This window comes from Yersinia sp. 1252 StPb PI, from assembly GCF_048593885.1.
Lineage (GTDB): Bacteria > Pseudomonadota > Gammaproteobacteria > Enterobacterales > Enterobacteriaceae > Yersinia > Yersinia enterocolitica_E.
Window position 1 is genome coordinate 1 of sequence record NZ_JAZGQE010000037.1, and the last position, 15,003, is coordinate 15,003.

Genomic DNA, 15,003 nt, shown 5'->3' on the forward strand with positions numbered 1-15,003 from the left:
AATTATTTAGGGTATAGGTTAATAACTATTTAATTAATAACAATATTTATGGGAGCGGGTCAATGCGTAAATGGGGTGTAGGTCTGTCATTACTGCTGCTGGCATCAGGTGCCATGGCAAAAGATATCCAACTACTGAATGTGTCATATGATCCGACACGTGAATTCTATCAGGAATATAACCAGGCATTCAGTAAGCATTGGCAACAGCAAACCGGTGATAAGGTGACGGTGCGTCAATCACATGGCGGTTCCGGTAAGCAGGCGACCTCGGTTATTAATGGTATTGAAGCTGATGTGGTGACATTAGCACTGGCATATGATGTCGATGCTATTGCTGAGCGTGGTCGTATTGATAAAAACTGGATTAAGCGCCTGCCTGATAACTCTGCGCCGTATACCTCAACTATCGTGTTCCTGGTGCGTAAAGGGAACCCGAAACAGATTCATGACTGGTCAGATTTAGTGAAACCAGGAATTTCGGTCATTACACCTAATCCGAAAACCTCGGGTGGCGCGCGTTGGAACTATCTGGCGGCATGGGGTTATGCGTTAGAACACAACAATAATGATCAGGCTAAAGCGCAGGAATTCGTTAAAACGCTGTATAAGAATGTGGAAGTGTTGGACTCAGGCGCGCGTGGTGCCACGAATACCTTTGTTGAGCGCGGTATTGGCGATGTGCTGATTGCCTGGGAGAACGAAGCTCTGCTGGCGGTGAATGAAGTAGGTAAAGACAAGTTTGATATCATCACGCCAAGTGTCTCTATTTTGGCTGAACCGACGGTATCTGTAGTGGATAAAGTGGTTGATAAGCGTGGTACCCGGGAAGTGGCGGATGCTTACTTAACATACCTCTATTCGCCAGAAGGCCAGACTATTGCTGCCAAGAATTACTATCGGCCACGGGATCCGGCAGTGGCGGCTAAATTCGCCAACGAGTTCCCGAAATTGAAGTTGTTTACTATCGATGAAGTGTTCGGTGGCTGGACGAAAGCACAGCAGACACATTTCGCCACTGGTGGCATATTTGACGAAATAAGTAAGCGATAACCGTTTTATCTAACCGGACGTCCGTAAGTTAGTTTTGCGGGCGTTTTGTTATATTGGCTGTATTAATTCCGTATTTGTTTTCATAAATGTTTCCTTTTTTACAGATAAAAACGCTCCGATTCGCCAACTGGTACTGAATGCGTTATTTAGTCAGATAAGCTAATAAGGCTGGGTAATTTATAGGGGCATATATGATTACTAATACGATTTCTACTGTGGGTTCACAAAATACTCAATATTCGGCTTCAAGCTCAGAACCAAGCTTAACAAGAGGGAGTGGCGCTTTATCATTACGAGTGGACAATGAGTCAGCTGATGATTCATTCGAAGTTATACAACAACAACCAGTCATACAAGACAATAACTATACCTGTATATCCCCCAAAGTAATAGAAAACAGGAAAGATCCCGAAGGGATAAAGCCTGAGAACTTTTCCCGCTTTGGCACCATAAAAGAGTACTTAGAAAACTATTTATTAAACAAAGTCAATTGCGACGGTAAACCACCACTATTGTTACGGCCTTTGGCGGCTTTGCTTGCGTTATTGGGTATCCATGGTTTTGGTCAAACTAATTGTGCCTCTTGTGCAACAGCCTTTGCTGAGACATTCGAGAAGAATAATGTATATCTTGCAATGCCAGAATTGAGAGGAGCGGATGTAAAGGGAAAAATGGGGCTACCAACTGAAAGTTGCTGTTCTGTTACTGAACTGATTTCTGAGTTACGAAAATCTCAGCCTGATGATGCATTAAACGGCATCCTTGTTATCTATCGACCAGCCTTATGGCGCTTCTTACCAGGGGCGACACAAGGCCATGTCTGTAATGTGATTAAATTTAAAGACAGTAAACTGATTCATTTTTTTGATACGCAGAAAAAGACTTATGTTGAATGTGATCTTGATAATATTGCAGGAAAATGCGCGGAGATAAGCAAATTTCTCGGCTCGATAGGTGATGGTGGAATTGAACTGTATAAAACAGCATTTCACGAAGATATCAATAAAAAAGCCGGAACATTATATGCCCAGCTTAATCAGTAGCTTAAAACCTAAATCAGGCTTTTTTAGCTTTCGCTGCTGCTTTCACGATAACCGCAAAAGCATCTGCTTTCAGTGATGCGCCGCCAACCAGTGCGCCATCGATATCAGGCTGGGTGAACAGCTCTGCTGCGTTTTTGTCGTTAACAGAACCGCCGTACTGAATGATAACTTGTGCTGCAACCGCGGCATCTTGTTTCGCGATATGGTCACGGATGAATTTATGAACTGCCTGAGCCTGTGCCGGAGTGGCTGATTTGCCAGTACCGATTGCCCAAATTGGTTCATAAGCAATGACTGCGCCTTCGAACGCTTTTACGCCCAAAGTAGTCAGCACCGCATCCAGTTGTTTGGCGCAGACTGCTTCAGTTTGGCCCGCTTCGTTTTCTGCTTCGGATTCACCGATACACAAAACAGGGATCAGACCGGCTTCTTTCAGAACGCCAAATTTCTTGGCGATGAATTCATCACTTTCTTTGTGATAAGTACGGCGCTCAGAGTGACCGATGATGATGTACTGTGCACCGATATCTTTCAGCATGTCAGCAGAGGTTTCACCAGTAAATGCGCCAGACAGGTTCACATCAACATTCTGTGCACCCAGAGAGATGCGGCTACCTGCCAACTCGTGCTTAGCTTGATTCAGATAGATAGTCGGTGGGGCAATAGCAACACCACAACCGTCAACGGTGCTCAGTTCTGTACGCAGGCCAGCGATAAGCTCTTTGACCATGTTAGTGCTACCGTTCAGCTTCCAGTTACCCATAACTAATGGATGACGCATGTTTCTTCCTCCAACAAGGGGACGCGAGGGTCAATAATAATGACTGCCCGACAGGCAGTTTACCTGTCCAACAGTATAGAGATGATTAGTGGCAATGGCTTTGCTTTTCGTCATTAATTGCGGCAAGACTATGCTTCAGATAGTGACAGCTTAATCGGTTCAACAGCGAAAGTTAGCCCTTTTTCGCCGTTATCCGCTACCACATAGCGAATTGCGCCAACGGGATGGGCATAGAAAGGCGAACCTTTACCTTGTGTCAGCAGTTGCTGCACATTATCGAGACTTTGCTGGAGCGTGAGTGTGGGCTCAAACTGGCGCATCAGGGCTGCCATATAATTGACAGCCACTAGTCGGGCCGCTTTCTCTTCACTCCCTTTTATCGGCAAATAGGTAATTTGTAAGGTCTTAATCTTACCGGTACCTTTTTCCAGTGCGGTCGAAGCATAGAGATTCTCATTAATCTTACTGGCAGCCCGAGTCAGTGGGGGCAGATCATCTTTTACTGTAATCGCATGAAACTCACTGAGAGGCAGTGTTGGGTTCGTGCGGTTATAGCTTTCACGGAATTTGACCAGTGTTAAATCAAAAGTCGGCGCGCCAGAAAGTAGATAAGGCGCGGTCGGCTGAGCCTCTTCCGTTGGCTGACCGCTGTCGTCTGCGGGGTCGGCATGAGCGCGGCTAACTGTTGCTATTAGCAGCAGTATTGCCAGTATCGCGACTCTCTCTTTTCTCATGACTTATGCCGTCGTTAGAAGTGTGTGTAGGGGATTAAAGCGGTAATTGAGGGTGATTGTCAAAATTCACTGCAAAGATTATAGGTTAGTTGCGGCATTGGGGTACTCTATTGAGTATATATCAACTGTAAATTATATCAGGTAAATGGATCGGTTCATTGATGACAATACAGCAGTGGTGTTTCTCGTTTAAAGGCCGTATCGGGCGGCGGGACTTTTGGATCTGGATTGGTTTGTGGCTGTTGGCAATGCTGGTTGTTTTTACGCTGGCAGGTAAGGATTGGTTACCTATTCAGACTGCGGCTTTTGCGATTGTTTTTTTGCTGTGGCCAACGGCGGCAGTGGTGGTTAAACGGCTTCATGACCGTAATAAAGCCGGTTGGTGGGCATTTTTGGTGGTACTGGCCTGGATGCTGATGGCCGGTAATTGGCAGATGTTGGCACCTATCTGGCAGTGGGGGGTTGGGCGTTTCATCCCTACGCTTATTATCGTCATGATGTTTATTGATTGTGGTGCTTTTGTCGGTACCGAGGGGAATAACCGTTTTGGCCCTGAAGCGGTACCCGTGAAATATTTGGCGGAGAAGGCGCAATAACACCTGCACCTTGCTATCTAAAGTGAACCAAGGGCAACATGCCAACCCTTGGTTCACTTTTTATTACCAATATTGCTCGCTGGTCATATGCCCCGGTTTACGGCGCAAATGTTTTCGCATCTCGCGCTGCTCTTTCAGCAACTGCTGAGTATCTCGCACCATCTGCGGGTTACCGCATAGCATTACATGGCTGTCATGCGCGTCAATTTTCAGGCCGACAGCCGCTTCCAGTGAGCCATTCTCAATCAATGCCGGAACTCTGCCTGTCAATGAACCGTGGGACTCCTCACGGCTCACCACTGTTTGGATACGTAACTTGCCGTTGTAGCGCTGTTCAAGTTGTTGCATCAGTGGCAGGTAGCTGAGGTCACGGGCGAAACGTGCCGCATGGACCAACACCAGATTTTGGAAGCGTTCTAAATCACGCCCTTCCTGTAAAATTGACAGATAGGGGCCAATCGCGGTGCCGGTGGCTAGCATCCACAAGGTATCGCAATCGGGGATCTCTTCTAGCACAAAGAAGCCCGCCGCTTGCTTGGTGACCATCACTTCACCGCCTACGGGCAACTGGTCCAGCCGTGGGCTGAGTTTGCCTTCCGGTACTGTGACCAGATAAAACTCCAGATTTTCGTCGCTCGGTGCATTGACATACGAATAAGCCCGTTGCACTCGCTCACCATTAATATCTAACGCCAGCTTGGCAAATTGACCGGCAGTAAAGGGGTCAATTGGCGCATTGACCCGAATACTAAACAGAGAATCTGTCCAGCGTTCGATGTGAGTAATCTTGCCACTAACCCATTCAGCCATAATTCTTTTCCCGTCATATGCTTATCTGAAGTGATGCCTAAAGCGATGGCGATATTTTATGGTATCTAGCTGAAAAGTATTATCGATTAAATGTTATGTCCTGTTTTATCTACTGGAGAATACCGGTCCCTGCCGAGATGGACAGTTTACTTTACGCCCATGGTGTTTTTATCTGCCAGTTGGCTGTTTAGCAATATGTCGTGCTGGCTCGCTAAAATTCCTAGATTTGTTAGCTTATGCGCCAATAGTGAGGTGTGTCACTTTTTCAATATCAATGTGGCACGTAGTCCGGCTAATAGACTAGTTAAGACAATGAGAAAAATAGAAAATTTCCACCTGCTGGTTATGTTGATCCTCCTGGTTGCCGTTGGTCAGATGGCACAAACCATTTATGTGCCGGTTATCTCGGATATCGCCCGTGATTTATCGGTTCGCACCGGAGTGGTGCAGCGCGTGATGGCAGCGTATCTATTGACCTATGGTTTTTCACAATTGATTTATGGCCCGCTATCAGACCGGGTTGGTCGCCGGCCAGTGATTCTGGTCGGTATGATGATATTCATGTTGGGCGCGCTTGGGGCTTGGCTGGCGGATAGCCTGACCATGTTGGTTGCTGCCAGCGCTTTGCAGGGGATGGGGACGGGAGTTGCAGGTGTGATGGCACGCACCATGCCACGGGATTTATATGCCGGTACGGTGCTACGTTACGCCAACAGCATGTTAAATATGGGTATTTTAGTCAGCCCTTTAATGGCACCGGTTATCGGCGGAGTGCTGGCCAGTCTATTTGGCTGGCGCGCTTGCTATGCGTTCTTGCTATTTCTGTGTGGTGGTGTGGCGTTTTGTATGTTCCGCTGGTTGCCGGAGACTCGGCCACAGCAAACTGAAAAGCGGCGAATGTTGGCCAGCTTCCGCCTGTTACTCTCTGACCGGGCCTTTAGCTGCTATTTAATCATGTTGATTGGAGCGTTGGCCGGGATTGCCGTATTTGAAGCCAGTGCCGGCGTGTTGATGGGGGGTGTGCTGGGGCTGAGCGGTATGATGGTCAGTATTCTGTTTATTCTGCCGATCCCCGCCGCATTTTTCGGTGCATGGTATGCCGGGCGCGAGGGTAAAACCTTTCACAGCCTGATGTGGCATTCGGTTATTAGTTGCTTGCTGGCCGGGTTGATGATGTGGATCCCTGGTTGGTTCGGCATCATGAATATCTGGACGCTGGTGATACCGGCAGCGTTGTTCTTCTTTGGTGCCGGAATGCTGTTCCCACTGGCAACTACCGGTGCCATGGAGCCGTTTCCATACCTGGCCGGTGCGGCAGGGGCATTAGTGGGGGGATTGCAGAATATGGGATCAGGATTGGCTACCTGGTTGTCAGCTATGCTGCCACAAACCGGGCAATTTAGTTTGGGGCTACTGATGTTTGCCATGGCAATTCTGATTTTGCTGTGCTGGTGGCCGTTATCTCATCGGATGCAACCACAAGAGCATCATGCTTAAGTCGGCAGATAAAAACGGGTACTGATTTAATGCGGTACCCGTTTTATTTTTTGCTCAAAGAGGACGAAAAAGATTCACGGGGCGGTTTACAGCAAGAACTCGTGTAAGGCTGAGTCTTTGCGATCAAGAAAATGGGTCGAACGGATACGGCGGATAGTGCGGGATTTACCCCGGATCAGCAGTGTCTCAGTGGTCGCCATGTTGCCTTTACGATAAATCCCTTCCAGCAAGTCGCCTTTGGTAATACCGGTTGCAGAGAAAATCACATTGTCATTACGGGCCATATCCCCCAATAACAGCACCTTACCTGCTTCAATACCCATGGATTTGCAACGTATCAATTCTTGTTCACCCATACGGCGGTTATCTTCGTTATCGCCCTTAACTTGATGGCGTGGCAACAAGCGGCCTTGCATATCGCCATCCAGTGCACGGATCACCGCAGCAGAAATGACACCTTCAGGCGCACCACCGATGCAGTACATCACATCGACTTCGCTTTCTGGCATGCAGGTCAAAATGGACGCTGCCACGTCGCCATCTGGAATGGCAAACACTTTCACCCCAAGTTGCTGCATTTCAGCGATGATACCGTCATGGCGTGGTTTAGCCAGCGTGATAACAGTTAAATCACTCAAGGGTTTATTGAGCTTGATGGCGATATTGCGCAGGTTTTGTTCCAGCGGTAGGTTAAGGTCGATAGCCCCTTTGGCTCCCGGTCCAACCACCAGCTTTTCCATGTACATATCCGGGGCATGTAAAAATGTCCCTTTATCTCCCACTGCCAGCACTGCCAGCGCATTTGCCTGGCCCATGGCTGTCATACGGGTGCCTTCAATCGGGTCAACCGCAATATCAACAGCATCACCTTGACCGGTCCCCACGTTTTCACCGATAAACAGCATCGGTGCTTCATCGATTTCACCTTCACCGATAACAATCTGCCCATCAATATTGACTTGATTGAGCATAATACGCATGGCCCGTACGGCAGCGCCGTCGGCGGCATTCTTATCGCCCCGGCCCAGCCACTTATAGCCTGCCAGCGCGGCAGCTTCGGTGACACGGGAAAACTCGATGGCTAGTTCACGTTTCATGGTTAGACCTGTATCCCCGTCATACTTCAAGCTGCATGTGTGTTGGCTACGCTCGTTACTCGGCCCGTCCATGGGCCTCGCAAGGCGAGGCCGCTGCAAGCAGATTTGTCATCCCAGTCACCTACTTAATGTAAGCTCTTGGGGCTTTTCTCGCTTGCTGCCTTTCTGCAACTCGAATTATTTAGGGTAATAGAAGAAGGATGTAAGCAGGAATTCTACCATCTTTGCGAAGTAAAGCCGTAGGGGTGTCTTTTGGCGGGATGAGATTTTTCACAATAAAAAGGCACCATCAGGGATGATGGCGCCTTTGGTTTACAAAAAACAGTGTAAAACAAGCGGGCCGTTACTCTTCGTGTTCTTCCCATGCCTGGGCACGTGCCACGGCTTTCTTCCAGCCACGGTAGCGAACATCACGTTCAGTGGTTTCAATCCCTGGGCGGAATTCGCGTTCAATCGTTGCCTTGCTTTTCACTTCATCCAGATCACTCCAGAAGCCAGTCGCAAGACCTGCCAGGAACGCAGCACCGAGAGCGGTACTTTCACGAACCGCTGGGCGCTCAACGCGGGTACCCAGAATATCGGCCTGGAACTGCATCAGGAAGTTATTCGCCACCGCACCACCGTCCACACGCAGTGATTTCAGACGTTCGCCGGCATCTGCCTGCATCGCATCCAGTACATCACGCGTCTGGTAAGCAATCGATTCAAGGGTTGCACGGATAATGTGGTTACTGTTAACCCCACGTGTTAGGCCGAAAATCGCACCTCGGGCATACGGGTCCCAATAAGGGGCGCCGAGGCCGGTGAACGCTGGCACTACGTATACGCCGTTGCTGTCTTTCACTTTAGTGGCGAAATATTCGGAGTCGGTAGCATCACTGATCAGTTTTAGCTCATCACGCAGCCACTGGATAGATGCGCCGCCAATAAATACCGCGCCTTCCAGTGCATAGTTAACTTCACCTCGTGGGCCGCAGGCAATAGTAGTCAGCAGGCCATGAGTAGACTGAACGGCTTCTGTACCGGTATTCATCAACAGGAAACAGCCGGTTCCGTAGGTATTTTTGGCCATACCGGGTTGTACACAAAGTTGACCGAACAAGGCCGCTTGCTGGTCACCCGCGATCCCTGCGATTGGAATACGGGTCCCGCCTTTACCACCAATGTTGGTCTGGCCGTAAACTTCTGAGGATGGACGGACTTCAGGCAGCATAGCGCGCGGAATATTCAGCGCTTTCAGCATACGGTCATCCCACTCTTTGGTACGGATATTAAACATCATGGTACGTGATGCGTTTGTGTAATCCGTAACGTGTACGCGGCCTTGGGTCATGTTCCATACCAGCCAGGTATCCACCGTACCAAACAGTAACTCACCGCGTTCAGCGCGCTCACGGGCACCCTCGACGTTATCAAGGATCCATTTCACTTTGGTGCCGGAGAAGTAAGGGTCGACCACCAGGCCGGTGTTGTAACGGATGTACTCTTCCAGCCCTTCTTTTTTCAGTTTTTCGCAGATATCAGCAGTACGACGGCATTGCCAAACAATGGCGTTATACACTGGTTTCCCAGTTACTTTATCCCAAACAATGGTTGTTTCACGTTGGTTGGTAATACCGATACCGGCGATTTCGTCAGAACTGATACCGGCTTTTGCCAGTACTTCAACCAGTGTTGAGCTTTGCGTCGCCCAGATTTCCATCGGGTCATGTTCAACCCAACCGGCTTTCGGGTAAATTTGAGTGAATTCGCGCTGAGAAACACTCACGATATTGGCATCATGATCCAGCACCACGGCTCTGGAGCTGGTGGTTCCCTGATCAAGCGCAACAATGTATTTCTTTTGAGTAGTATTTTCAGTTGTCATAGTTAGCCTACTTTTAAGTTGCCGTAAATCTATTGGGTAGTATCTATTATTTATGCTTTACGTTCTGTGGTCGTTACCGTGGTTTCTTCATCATCAACCACGCAGACATCGCACGGTAAATGGCGGCCAATCAGGGCGCGATAACCGAAAGCACCAAGTAATGCACCGACGATAGGCCCGAAAATAGGGACCAGGAAGTAAGGAATATCACGCCCGCCAGTGAAGGCAATTTCGCCCCAACCTGCCAGATAAGCAAATACCTTTGGACCAAAGTCACGTGCTGGATTCAATGCAAACCCAGTCAATGGACCCATAGATGCACCGATAACGGCAATCAAGATACCAATCAGTAGAGGAGCCAGTGGGCCGCGTGGAATACCATTACCATCATCGGTCAGTGCCAGAATCAGACACATCAGAATGGCAGTAATCACTGTTTCAACCAGGAAGGCCTGGAACACAGAAATATGAGGATTTGGATAAGTTGAGAAGATTCCGGCCAGATTCAGGCTCTCGGCGCTACCGCGAACCACTTGGTGCGTTTGTTCGAAATCGACAAATAGGTTGTAATAGAGGCCGTACACTAACGCGGCAGCGCAAAATGCGCCGGCAACCTGCGCCACAATGTAAGGGAGAACTTTACGGCGATCGAAACAAGCGAATAACCACAATGCAATGGTTACGGCCGGATTAAGATGTGCACCTGAGATTGCTGCTGTCAAATAGATGGCCATGGCAACACCCAGGCCCCAAATGATACTGATTTCCCACTGCCCAAAACTGGCTCCAGCCAACTTCAATGCAGCAACGCAGCCTACACCAAAAAAGATCAGCAGACCGGTACCGAGAAACTCCGCAATACACTGGCCCTTCAACGTCGAACTAGCGGTTTGGCTCATAGTAGATGTCCTACAGACAGAGATTTATAGGGTATTTCTTATTTTTGCCCTTCGAACCGCGAAGGGAGTGATGTAAATTTATCGTTAACGAGCACAAACGAGAAATAGCGAAATCAAAATGTGTGTGGTGTGTCATAAAAATGAGCGATTTCGCGTTATTCACGGCTGTTAAGGGACTTTGAAAGTGTGATCAGACCAGTGGTTTCGCTATCAGTTGTTAAAGGCATGTATAACTTTACAGGATGGGTCATAGCGGTTTTTCGGTTTTTGCTGATAGTTACTGACACGAAATTGCTACAGAGTGTGGTTTGTACCGGTATGGCGCTAGACAGGGGGGGGCTGGCTACATACAATCGGTTTATCAAGAGCATCGTTTTTATCAAGCTGCGTTGCCTCTGCAAAGGAACGCGTTAGAACATAGCGCTTGTTACACCTAGTTCGATGGATATATAGCGCGATAAGTATTCACAGCAGTTTCATCTGCCGAGGGTCAGCTCAGTAGATACGGTGACTTAGTTAATACGGCGACGTCGGCTAAGAATGATGACTGCGACCAAAAGATGTACGCCTTGCTACCATAAGGGGACCGAAGAATGTCATTTGAAGTATTTGAGAAATTGGAAGTTAAAGTTCAGCAGGCGATTGATACCATCACTTTGCTACAGATGGAAATTGAAGAGCTGAAAGAGAAGAATAACACCCTGTCCCAAGAAGTTCAGGATGCTGCTGGTGGCCGTGAAGCCTTAGTGCGCGAAAATGAGCAACTAAAACAAGAGCAGCATGTTTGGCAGGATCGTCTGCGGGCACTGTTGGGAAAGATGGAAGAAGTCTAAGTGCCGGCTGGCTTAATGCAATTGTAATCGGTTGTTGAAGGCAGCTTGTCACGTAGCTACTGCAAATACGAAGTAGCAAAAAGGGCGATATCAATATCGCCCTTTCTTATGAAAATCAGAGGGATATTATTCAATATCCAGTGGCTCTTCTGACAAGATGATCCCAGTGTTATCTGCGTACAAGTGGTCACCAGAGAAGAACGTTACACCGCCAAAGTTCACACGGATGTCGCTCTCACCAATGCCTTCATCTGCCGCACCTACCGGAATTGCAGCCATTGCCTGAATACCGATATCTAACTCCGCCAGATCGTCTACCTGACGCACGGCACCGTAAACCACAATGCCTTCCCACTCGTTTTTCAATGCCAATTCAGCTAACTCAGCATCGATTAATGCACGGCGCACCGAGCCACCGCCGTCAACGACCAGAACTCGGCCCAGACCATTTTCTTCAAGCAGGTCGAACAATAAGCCGTTATCTTCGAAACATTTTACAGTAGTAATCTTGCCACCAAATGAAGTGCGCCCCCCAAAATTGGAGAACAGTGGTTCTACCACATTTACCTCTTCATGATAGGTATCACAGAGTTCGGAAGTATCATATTTCATAGGATTAACGTCTGGTTGCGGCTGGGAGATTAAGTATATCCCTTTCTGGCTACTGTTGGCAAAATCATCAATTGTTAAATTTATCCGGGCTGGCCTTTATGGGGTGTGGCCCGGAGAAGGTTTGAAGAACAAACCGCTGGGATTAACTGAATACCAGACCGACAGCAAACAGAACGTTGGTCAGTAATGCGGCTTTAACCATATGCTCAAGCATTGGGCGCATACCAGCAGCAGTAGGCTCACGCAGTACAAACAGCGCATGTTTGACCAGTAACGGAACGGCTAGAATAAAGATCCAACCGGCCCAGCTATGCAAATTCTGAAGCGTGAATATTGCCAGGCACAAAATTGCTGCCGCGATTAATATGGCATGATAATAACGTGCGACCACCGGCCCCAAACGCACTGCCAACGTGTTTTTACCATTAGCTGCGTCGTTTTCAATATCGCGCAAATTATTAATATTCAAAACCGCAGTTGCCAGTAAACCGCAGGCCGTAGCGGGTAACATCACGATAGTGTCAAAGTGCCCAGCCTGGAGATAGTAAGTCCCCGCGACACTCAGCCAGCCGAAGAAGACCAGTACTGAAATATCACCCAGCCCCATATAACCATAGGGTTTGCTACCGACGGTATAGGTAATAGCTGCCACAATTGCCATTAACCCAAGCAATAAAAAGCCTAAAACATCGCTGGGTTTTTCACAGGCCACAGCAATGAGTGCGATACCGGAAATAATCGTCAGAATAACGGTAACAATCAGCGCCACTTTCATCTGCTGGCGGGTAATCATCCCTTTTTGCATCCCGCGCAATGGCCCGATACGCTCTTCAGTATCACTGCCCTTGATGGCATCACCGTAATCATTAGCCAGATTAGATAGAATTTGCAGCAGGCCAGCAGTTAATAAGGCGAGGAGTGCTACGGCAGGTTTAAAACTATCGAGCCAGACAGCAAGGGCTGAACCGGTAACGATTGAGGCAAAGGCCAGTGGCAGGGTTCGTGGTCGCAGGCTTTCCAGCCAAGCCTGGGTCTGGCTGGTGTTGGTTGATAGGCTCATGTTTCGCTTCATTTTATTATATTAGGAGTCTGGTCCGCCCATATCGGCGTGTTAAAAACATTATGTCTGTCAAAAAACAACAGTGGGAGGCGATGCCTCCCACTCGATATTGTCCTGGCGGACTATTTTATCCAGCATAAAGATATAAAGCGAATTATAGGATAAAACGACTCAGATCTTCATCTGCTACCAGCTCATCAAGATGCTTACCAACATATACAGCATCAATAGTGATGGATTGGCCATTACTTTCGCTAGCGTCATAGGAGATATCTTCCATCAAACGCTCCAGCACGGTATGCAAGCGGCGTGCACCGATATTCTCGGTGCGCTCGTTAACCTGCCATGCTGCTTCAGCAATTTTGCGGATACCTTCGCGAGTAAATTCAACGGTAACCCCTTCAGTAGCCATCAGCGCTTTGTACTGCTCGGTTAATGAGGCACTTGGCTCGGTCAGGATACGCTCGAAATCATCGGTGGTCAGCGCCTGCAATTCAACGCGGATTGGCAGGCGGCCTTGCAATTCCGGGATAAGATCTGACGGGCTGGACACCTGGAATGCGCCGGAGGCAATAAACAAGATATGGTCAGTTTTCACCATGCCGTGTTTAGTTGATACGGTGCAACCTTCGACCAATGGCAGCAAGTCACGCTGTACCCCTTCACGGGACACATCCGGGCCTGACGTTTGACCGCGTTTACAGATTTTATCGATTTCATCGATGAACACGATCCCGTGTTGTTCAACGGCATCAATCGCTTGCTGTTTCAGTTCTTCTGGATTGACCAGTTTCGCGCCTTCTTCCTCAATCAGCAGTTTGAATGCGTCTTTGATTTTGACTTTACGCGGTTTTTGTTTCTGACCGGCGATGTTCTGGAACATAGATTGTAACTGGTTAGTCATCTCTTCCATGCCAGGAGGTGCCATGATTTCAACCCCCATCGGCGAAGCAGCCAGATCGATTTCAATCTCTTTGTCGTCCAGTTGCCCTTCACGCAATTTTTTGCGGAAAGCCTGGCGGGTAGCGGATGGCTCTTGTGTTTCATCCGGCTGGCCCCAGTTATTTTTGGCCGGTGGAATCAACACGTCCAGAATACGTTCTTCGGCTAACTCTTCAGCCCGGTAACGCATTTTCTCAATTGATTGATGGCGAACCATTTTCACAGCCGCATCGGTCAGATCGCGGATAATAGAATCCACTTCTTTACCAACATAACCCACTTCGGTGAATTTGGTCGCTTCAACTTTGATAAATGGCGCATTGGCCAATTTTGCCAGACGGCGAGCAATTTCAGTTTTACCGACACCGGTTGGACCGATCATCAGAATGTTTTTAGGGGTAACTTCGTGACGCAACTCTTCATTGAGCTGCATACGGCGCCAGCGGTTACGCAGGGCAATTGCCACCGCACGTTTAGCTTTATCCTGGCCGATGATGTAGCTATCAAGTTCGCTGACGATTTCGCGTGGGGTCATTTCAGACATGTCACTCTATCCTTACGCTTTATACGTTAATTCTTCGATGGTTTGGAAGCGGTTGGTATAGATACAGATATCCCCCGCAATGCTCAGAGACTTCTCAACGATATCTTTGGCACTTAATTCAGTATTGTCTAACAGCGCGCGCGCGGCAGATTGGGCATAAGGCCCACCGGAACCGATAGCAATCAGGTCGTCTTCTGGTTGCACAACATCGCCGTTGCCGGTAATGATGAGTGATGCTGTTTCATCCGCTACAGCCAGTAGTGCTTCAAGCTTGCGTAACATACGATCAGTGCGCCAGTCTTTGGCTAACTCGACAGCCGCTTTAGTCAGATGGCCTTGATGCATCTCCAGTTTGCGCTCAAACAGCTCAAACAGCGTAAAGGCATCAGCAGTACCACCAGCAAAGCCCGCAATCACTTTATTGTGATATAGCAGGCGTACTTTTTTGGCATTACCTTTCATTACGGTATTGCCCAGAGTGACCTGGCCATCACCACCAATAACGACATGACCATTACGGCGTATACTTACAATTGTTGTCACGAGCGGACCCTCGTTGCAGACTGAATGAGTCCCCGTACTGTTTGTCAAAAAACAGTACGGGGTATATTGAGATTATAAATGGGGGAGGATTGC

At 48.4% G+C, this 15,003-nt stretch carries 15 protein-coding genes; 5 read left to right on the forward strand and 10 right to left on the reverse strand.

Features of this window, described 5'->3' with window-relative positions; all coding sequences use genetic code 11:
• Positions 1 to 62: 62 nt before the first annotated feature.
• Entirely contained in the window at positions 63 to 1,052 is a 990-nt protein-coding gene (locus V2A85_RS07985) for a sulfate ABC transporter substrate-binding protein (protein ID WP_420071214.1), read from the forward strand.
• 191 nt (positions 1,053 to 1,243) lie between these two features.
• Entirely contained in the window at positions 1,244 to 2,095 is an 852-nt protein-coding gene (locus tag V2A85_RS07990; RefSeq protein WP_420071215.1) for a hypothetical protein, read from the forward strand.
• Between the two features lie 13 nt (positions 2,096 to 2,108).
• Here V2A85_RS07990 and tpiA read toward each other — a convergent pair whose 3' ends face one another.
• On the reverse strand, positions 2,109 to 2,876 hold the full coding sequence (gene tpiA / locus V2A85_RS07995; RefSeq protein ID WP_420071216.1) for a triose-phosphate isomerase: 768 nt from the start codon (positions 2,874 to 2,876) through the stop codon (positions 2,109 to 2,111).
• A gap of 128 nt (positions 2,877 to 3,004) precedes the next feature.
• Positions 3,005 to 3,610: a DUF1454 family protein gene (locus tag V2A85_RS08000; RefSeq protein ID WP_102970506.1), complete on the reverse strand. Its 606-nt coding sequence runs from the start codon at positions 3,608 to 3,610 to the stop codon at positions 3,005 to 3,007.
• Positions 3,611 to 3,771: 161 nt separating this feature from the next.
• Between V2A85_RS08000 and V2A85_RS08005 the strand changes: the two genes are divergently transcribed.
• Positions 3,772 to 4,206 carry a DUF805 domain-containing protein gene (locus V2A85_RS08005; RefSeq protein WP_372560124.1) on the forward strand — a complete coding sequence of 145 codons (435 nt, stop codon included), beginning with the start codon at positions 3,772 to 3,774 and terminating at the stop codon, positions 4,204 to 4,206.
• A gap of 63 nt (positions 4,207 to 4,269) precedes the next feature.
• Here the strand turns inward: V2A85_RS08005 and fpr are convergent, their stop codons facing one another.
• Complete coding sequence (gene fpr / locus V2A85_RS08010) at positions 4,270 to 5,016, reverse strand: ferredoxin--NADP(+) reductase (RefSeq protein ID WP_372560123.1); 747 nt, start codon at positions 5,014 to 5,016, stop codon at positions 4,270 to 4,272.
• Between the two features lie 312 nt (positions 5,017 to 5,328).
• Here fpr and emrD point away from each other — a divergent pair, with 312 nt between their 5' ends.
• On the forward strand, positions 5,329 to 6,513 hold the full coding sequence (emrD, locus tag V2A85_RS08015; RefSeq protein ID WP_420071217.1) for a multidrug efflux MFS transporter EmrD: 1,185 nt from the start codon (positions 5,329 to 5,331) through the stop codon (positions 6,511 to 6,513).
• An 86-nt stretch (positions 6,514 to 6,599) separates the two neighbouring features.
• Here emrD and glpX read toward each other — a convergent pair whose 3' ends face one another.
• The 3 genes from glpX to V2A85_RS08030 all read right to left on the reverse strand — a co-directional run bounded on the left by glpX (position 6,600) and on the right by V2A85_RS08030 (position 10,376).
• Positions 6,600 to 7,610: a class II fructose-bisphosphatase gene (gene glpX / locus V2A85_RS08020; protein ID WP_083161768.1), complete on the reverse strand. Its 1,011-nt coding sequence runs from the start codon at positions 7,608 to 7,610 to the stop codon at positions 6,600 to 6,602.
• Between the two features lie 343 nt (positions 7,611 to 7,953).
• Complete coding sequence (glpK, locus tag V2A85_RS08025) at positions 7,954 to 9,477, reverse strand: glycerol kinase GlpK (protein ID WP_083161770.1); 1,524 nt, start codon at positions 9,475 to 9,477, stop codon at positions 7,954 to 7,956.
• 50 nt (positions 9,478 to 9,527) lie between these two features.
• Complete coding sequence (locus V2A85_RS08030; protein ID WP_083161772.1) at positions 9,528 to 10,376, reverse strand: MIP/aquaporin family protein; 849 nt, start codon at positions 10,374 to 10,376, stop codon at positions 9,528 to 9,530.
• A gap of 593 nt (positions 10,377 to 10,969) precedes the next feature.
• On the opposite strand from V2A85_RS08030, the gene zapB reads away from it, so the two are divergent.
• Positions 10,970 to 11,209, forward strand: a complete 240-nt coding sequence (gene zapB, locus V2A85_RS08035) for a septal ring assembly protein ZapB (protein WP_004704796.1) — start codon at positions 10,970 to 10,972, stop codon at positions 11,207 to 11,209.
• Between the two features lie 126 nt (positions 11,210 to 11,335).
• Here zapB and rraA read toward each other — a convergent pair whose 3' ends face one another.
• The 4 genes from rraA to hslV all read right to left on the reverse strand — a co-directional run bounded on the left by rraA (position 11,336) and on the right by hslV (position 14,910).
• Positions 11,336 to 11,821, reverse strand: a complete 486-nt coding sequence (gene rraA / locus V2A85_RS08040; protein WP_083161774.1) for a ribonuclease E activity regulator RraA — start codon at positions 11,819 to 11,821, stop codon at positions 11,336 to 11,338.
• 142 nt (positions 11,822 to 11,963) lie between these two features.
• Complete coding sequence (locus V2A85_RS08045; protein WP_083161776.1) at positions 11,964 to 12,881, reverse strand: 1,4-dihydroxy-2-naphthoate polyprenyltransferase; 918 nt, start codon at positions 12,879 to 12,881, stop codon at positions 11,964 to 11,966.
• Positions 12,882 to 13,035: 154 nt separating this feature from the next.
• Positions 13,036 to 14,367: an HslU--HslV peptidase ATPase subunit gene (gene hslU / locus V2A85_RS08050; protein WP_083161778.1), complete on the reverse strand. Its 1,332-nt coding sequence runs from the start codon at positions 14,365 to 14,367 to the stop codon at positions 13,036 to 13,038.
• A gap of 12 nt (positions 14,368 to 14,379) precedes the next feature.
• A complete protein-coding gene (gene hslV / locus V2A85_RS08055) occupies positions 14,380 to 14,910 on the reverse strand; it encodes an ATP-dependent protease subunit HslV (RefSeq protein ID WP_420071218.1) in 531 nt (176 codons plus the stop codon).
• Positions 14,911 to 15,003 lie beyond the last annotated feature (93 nt).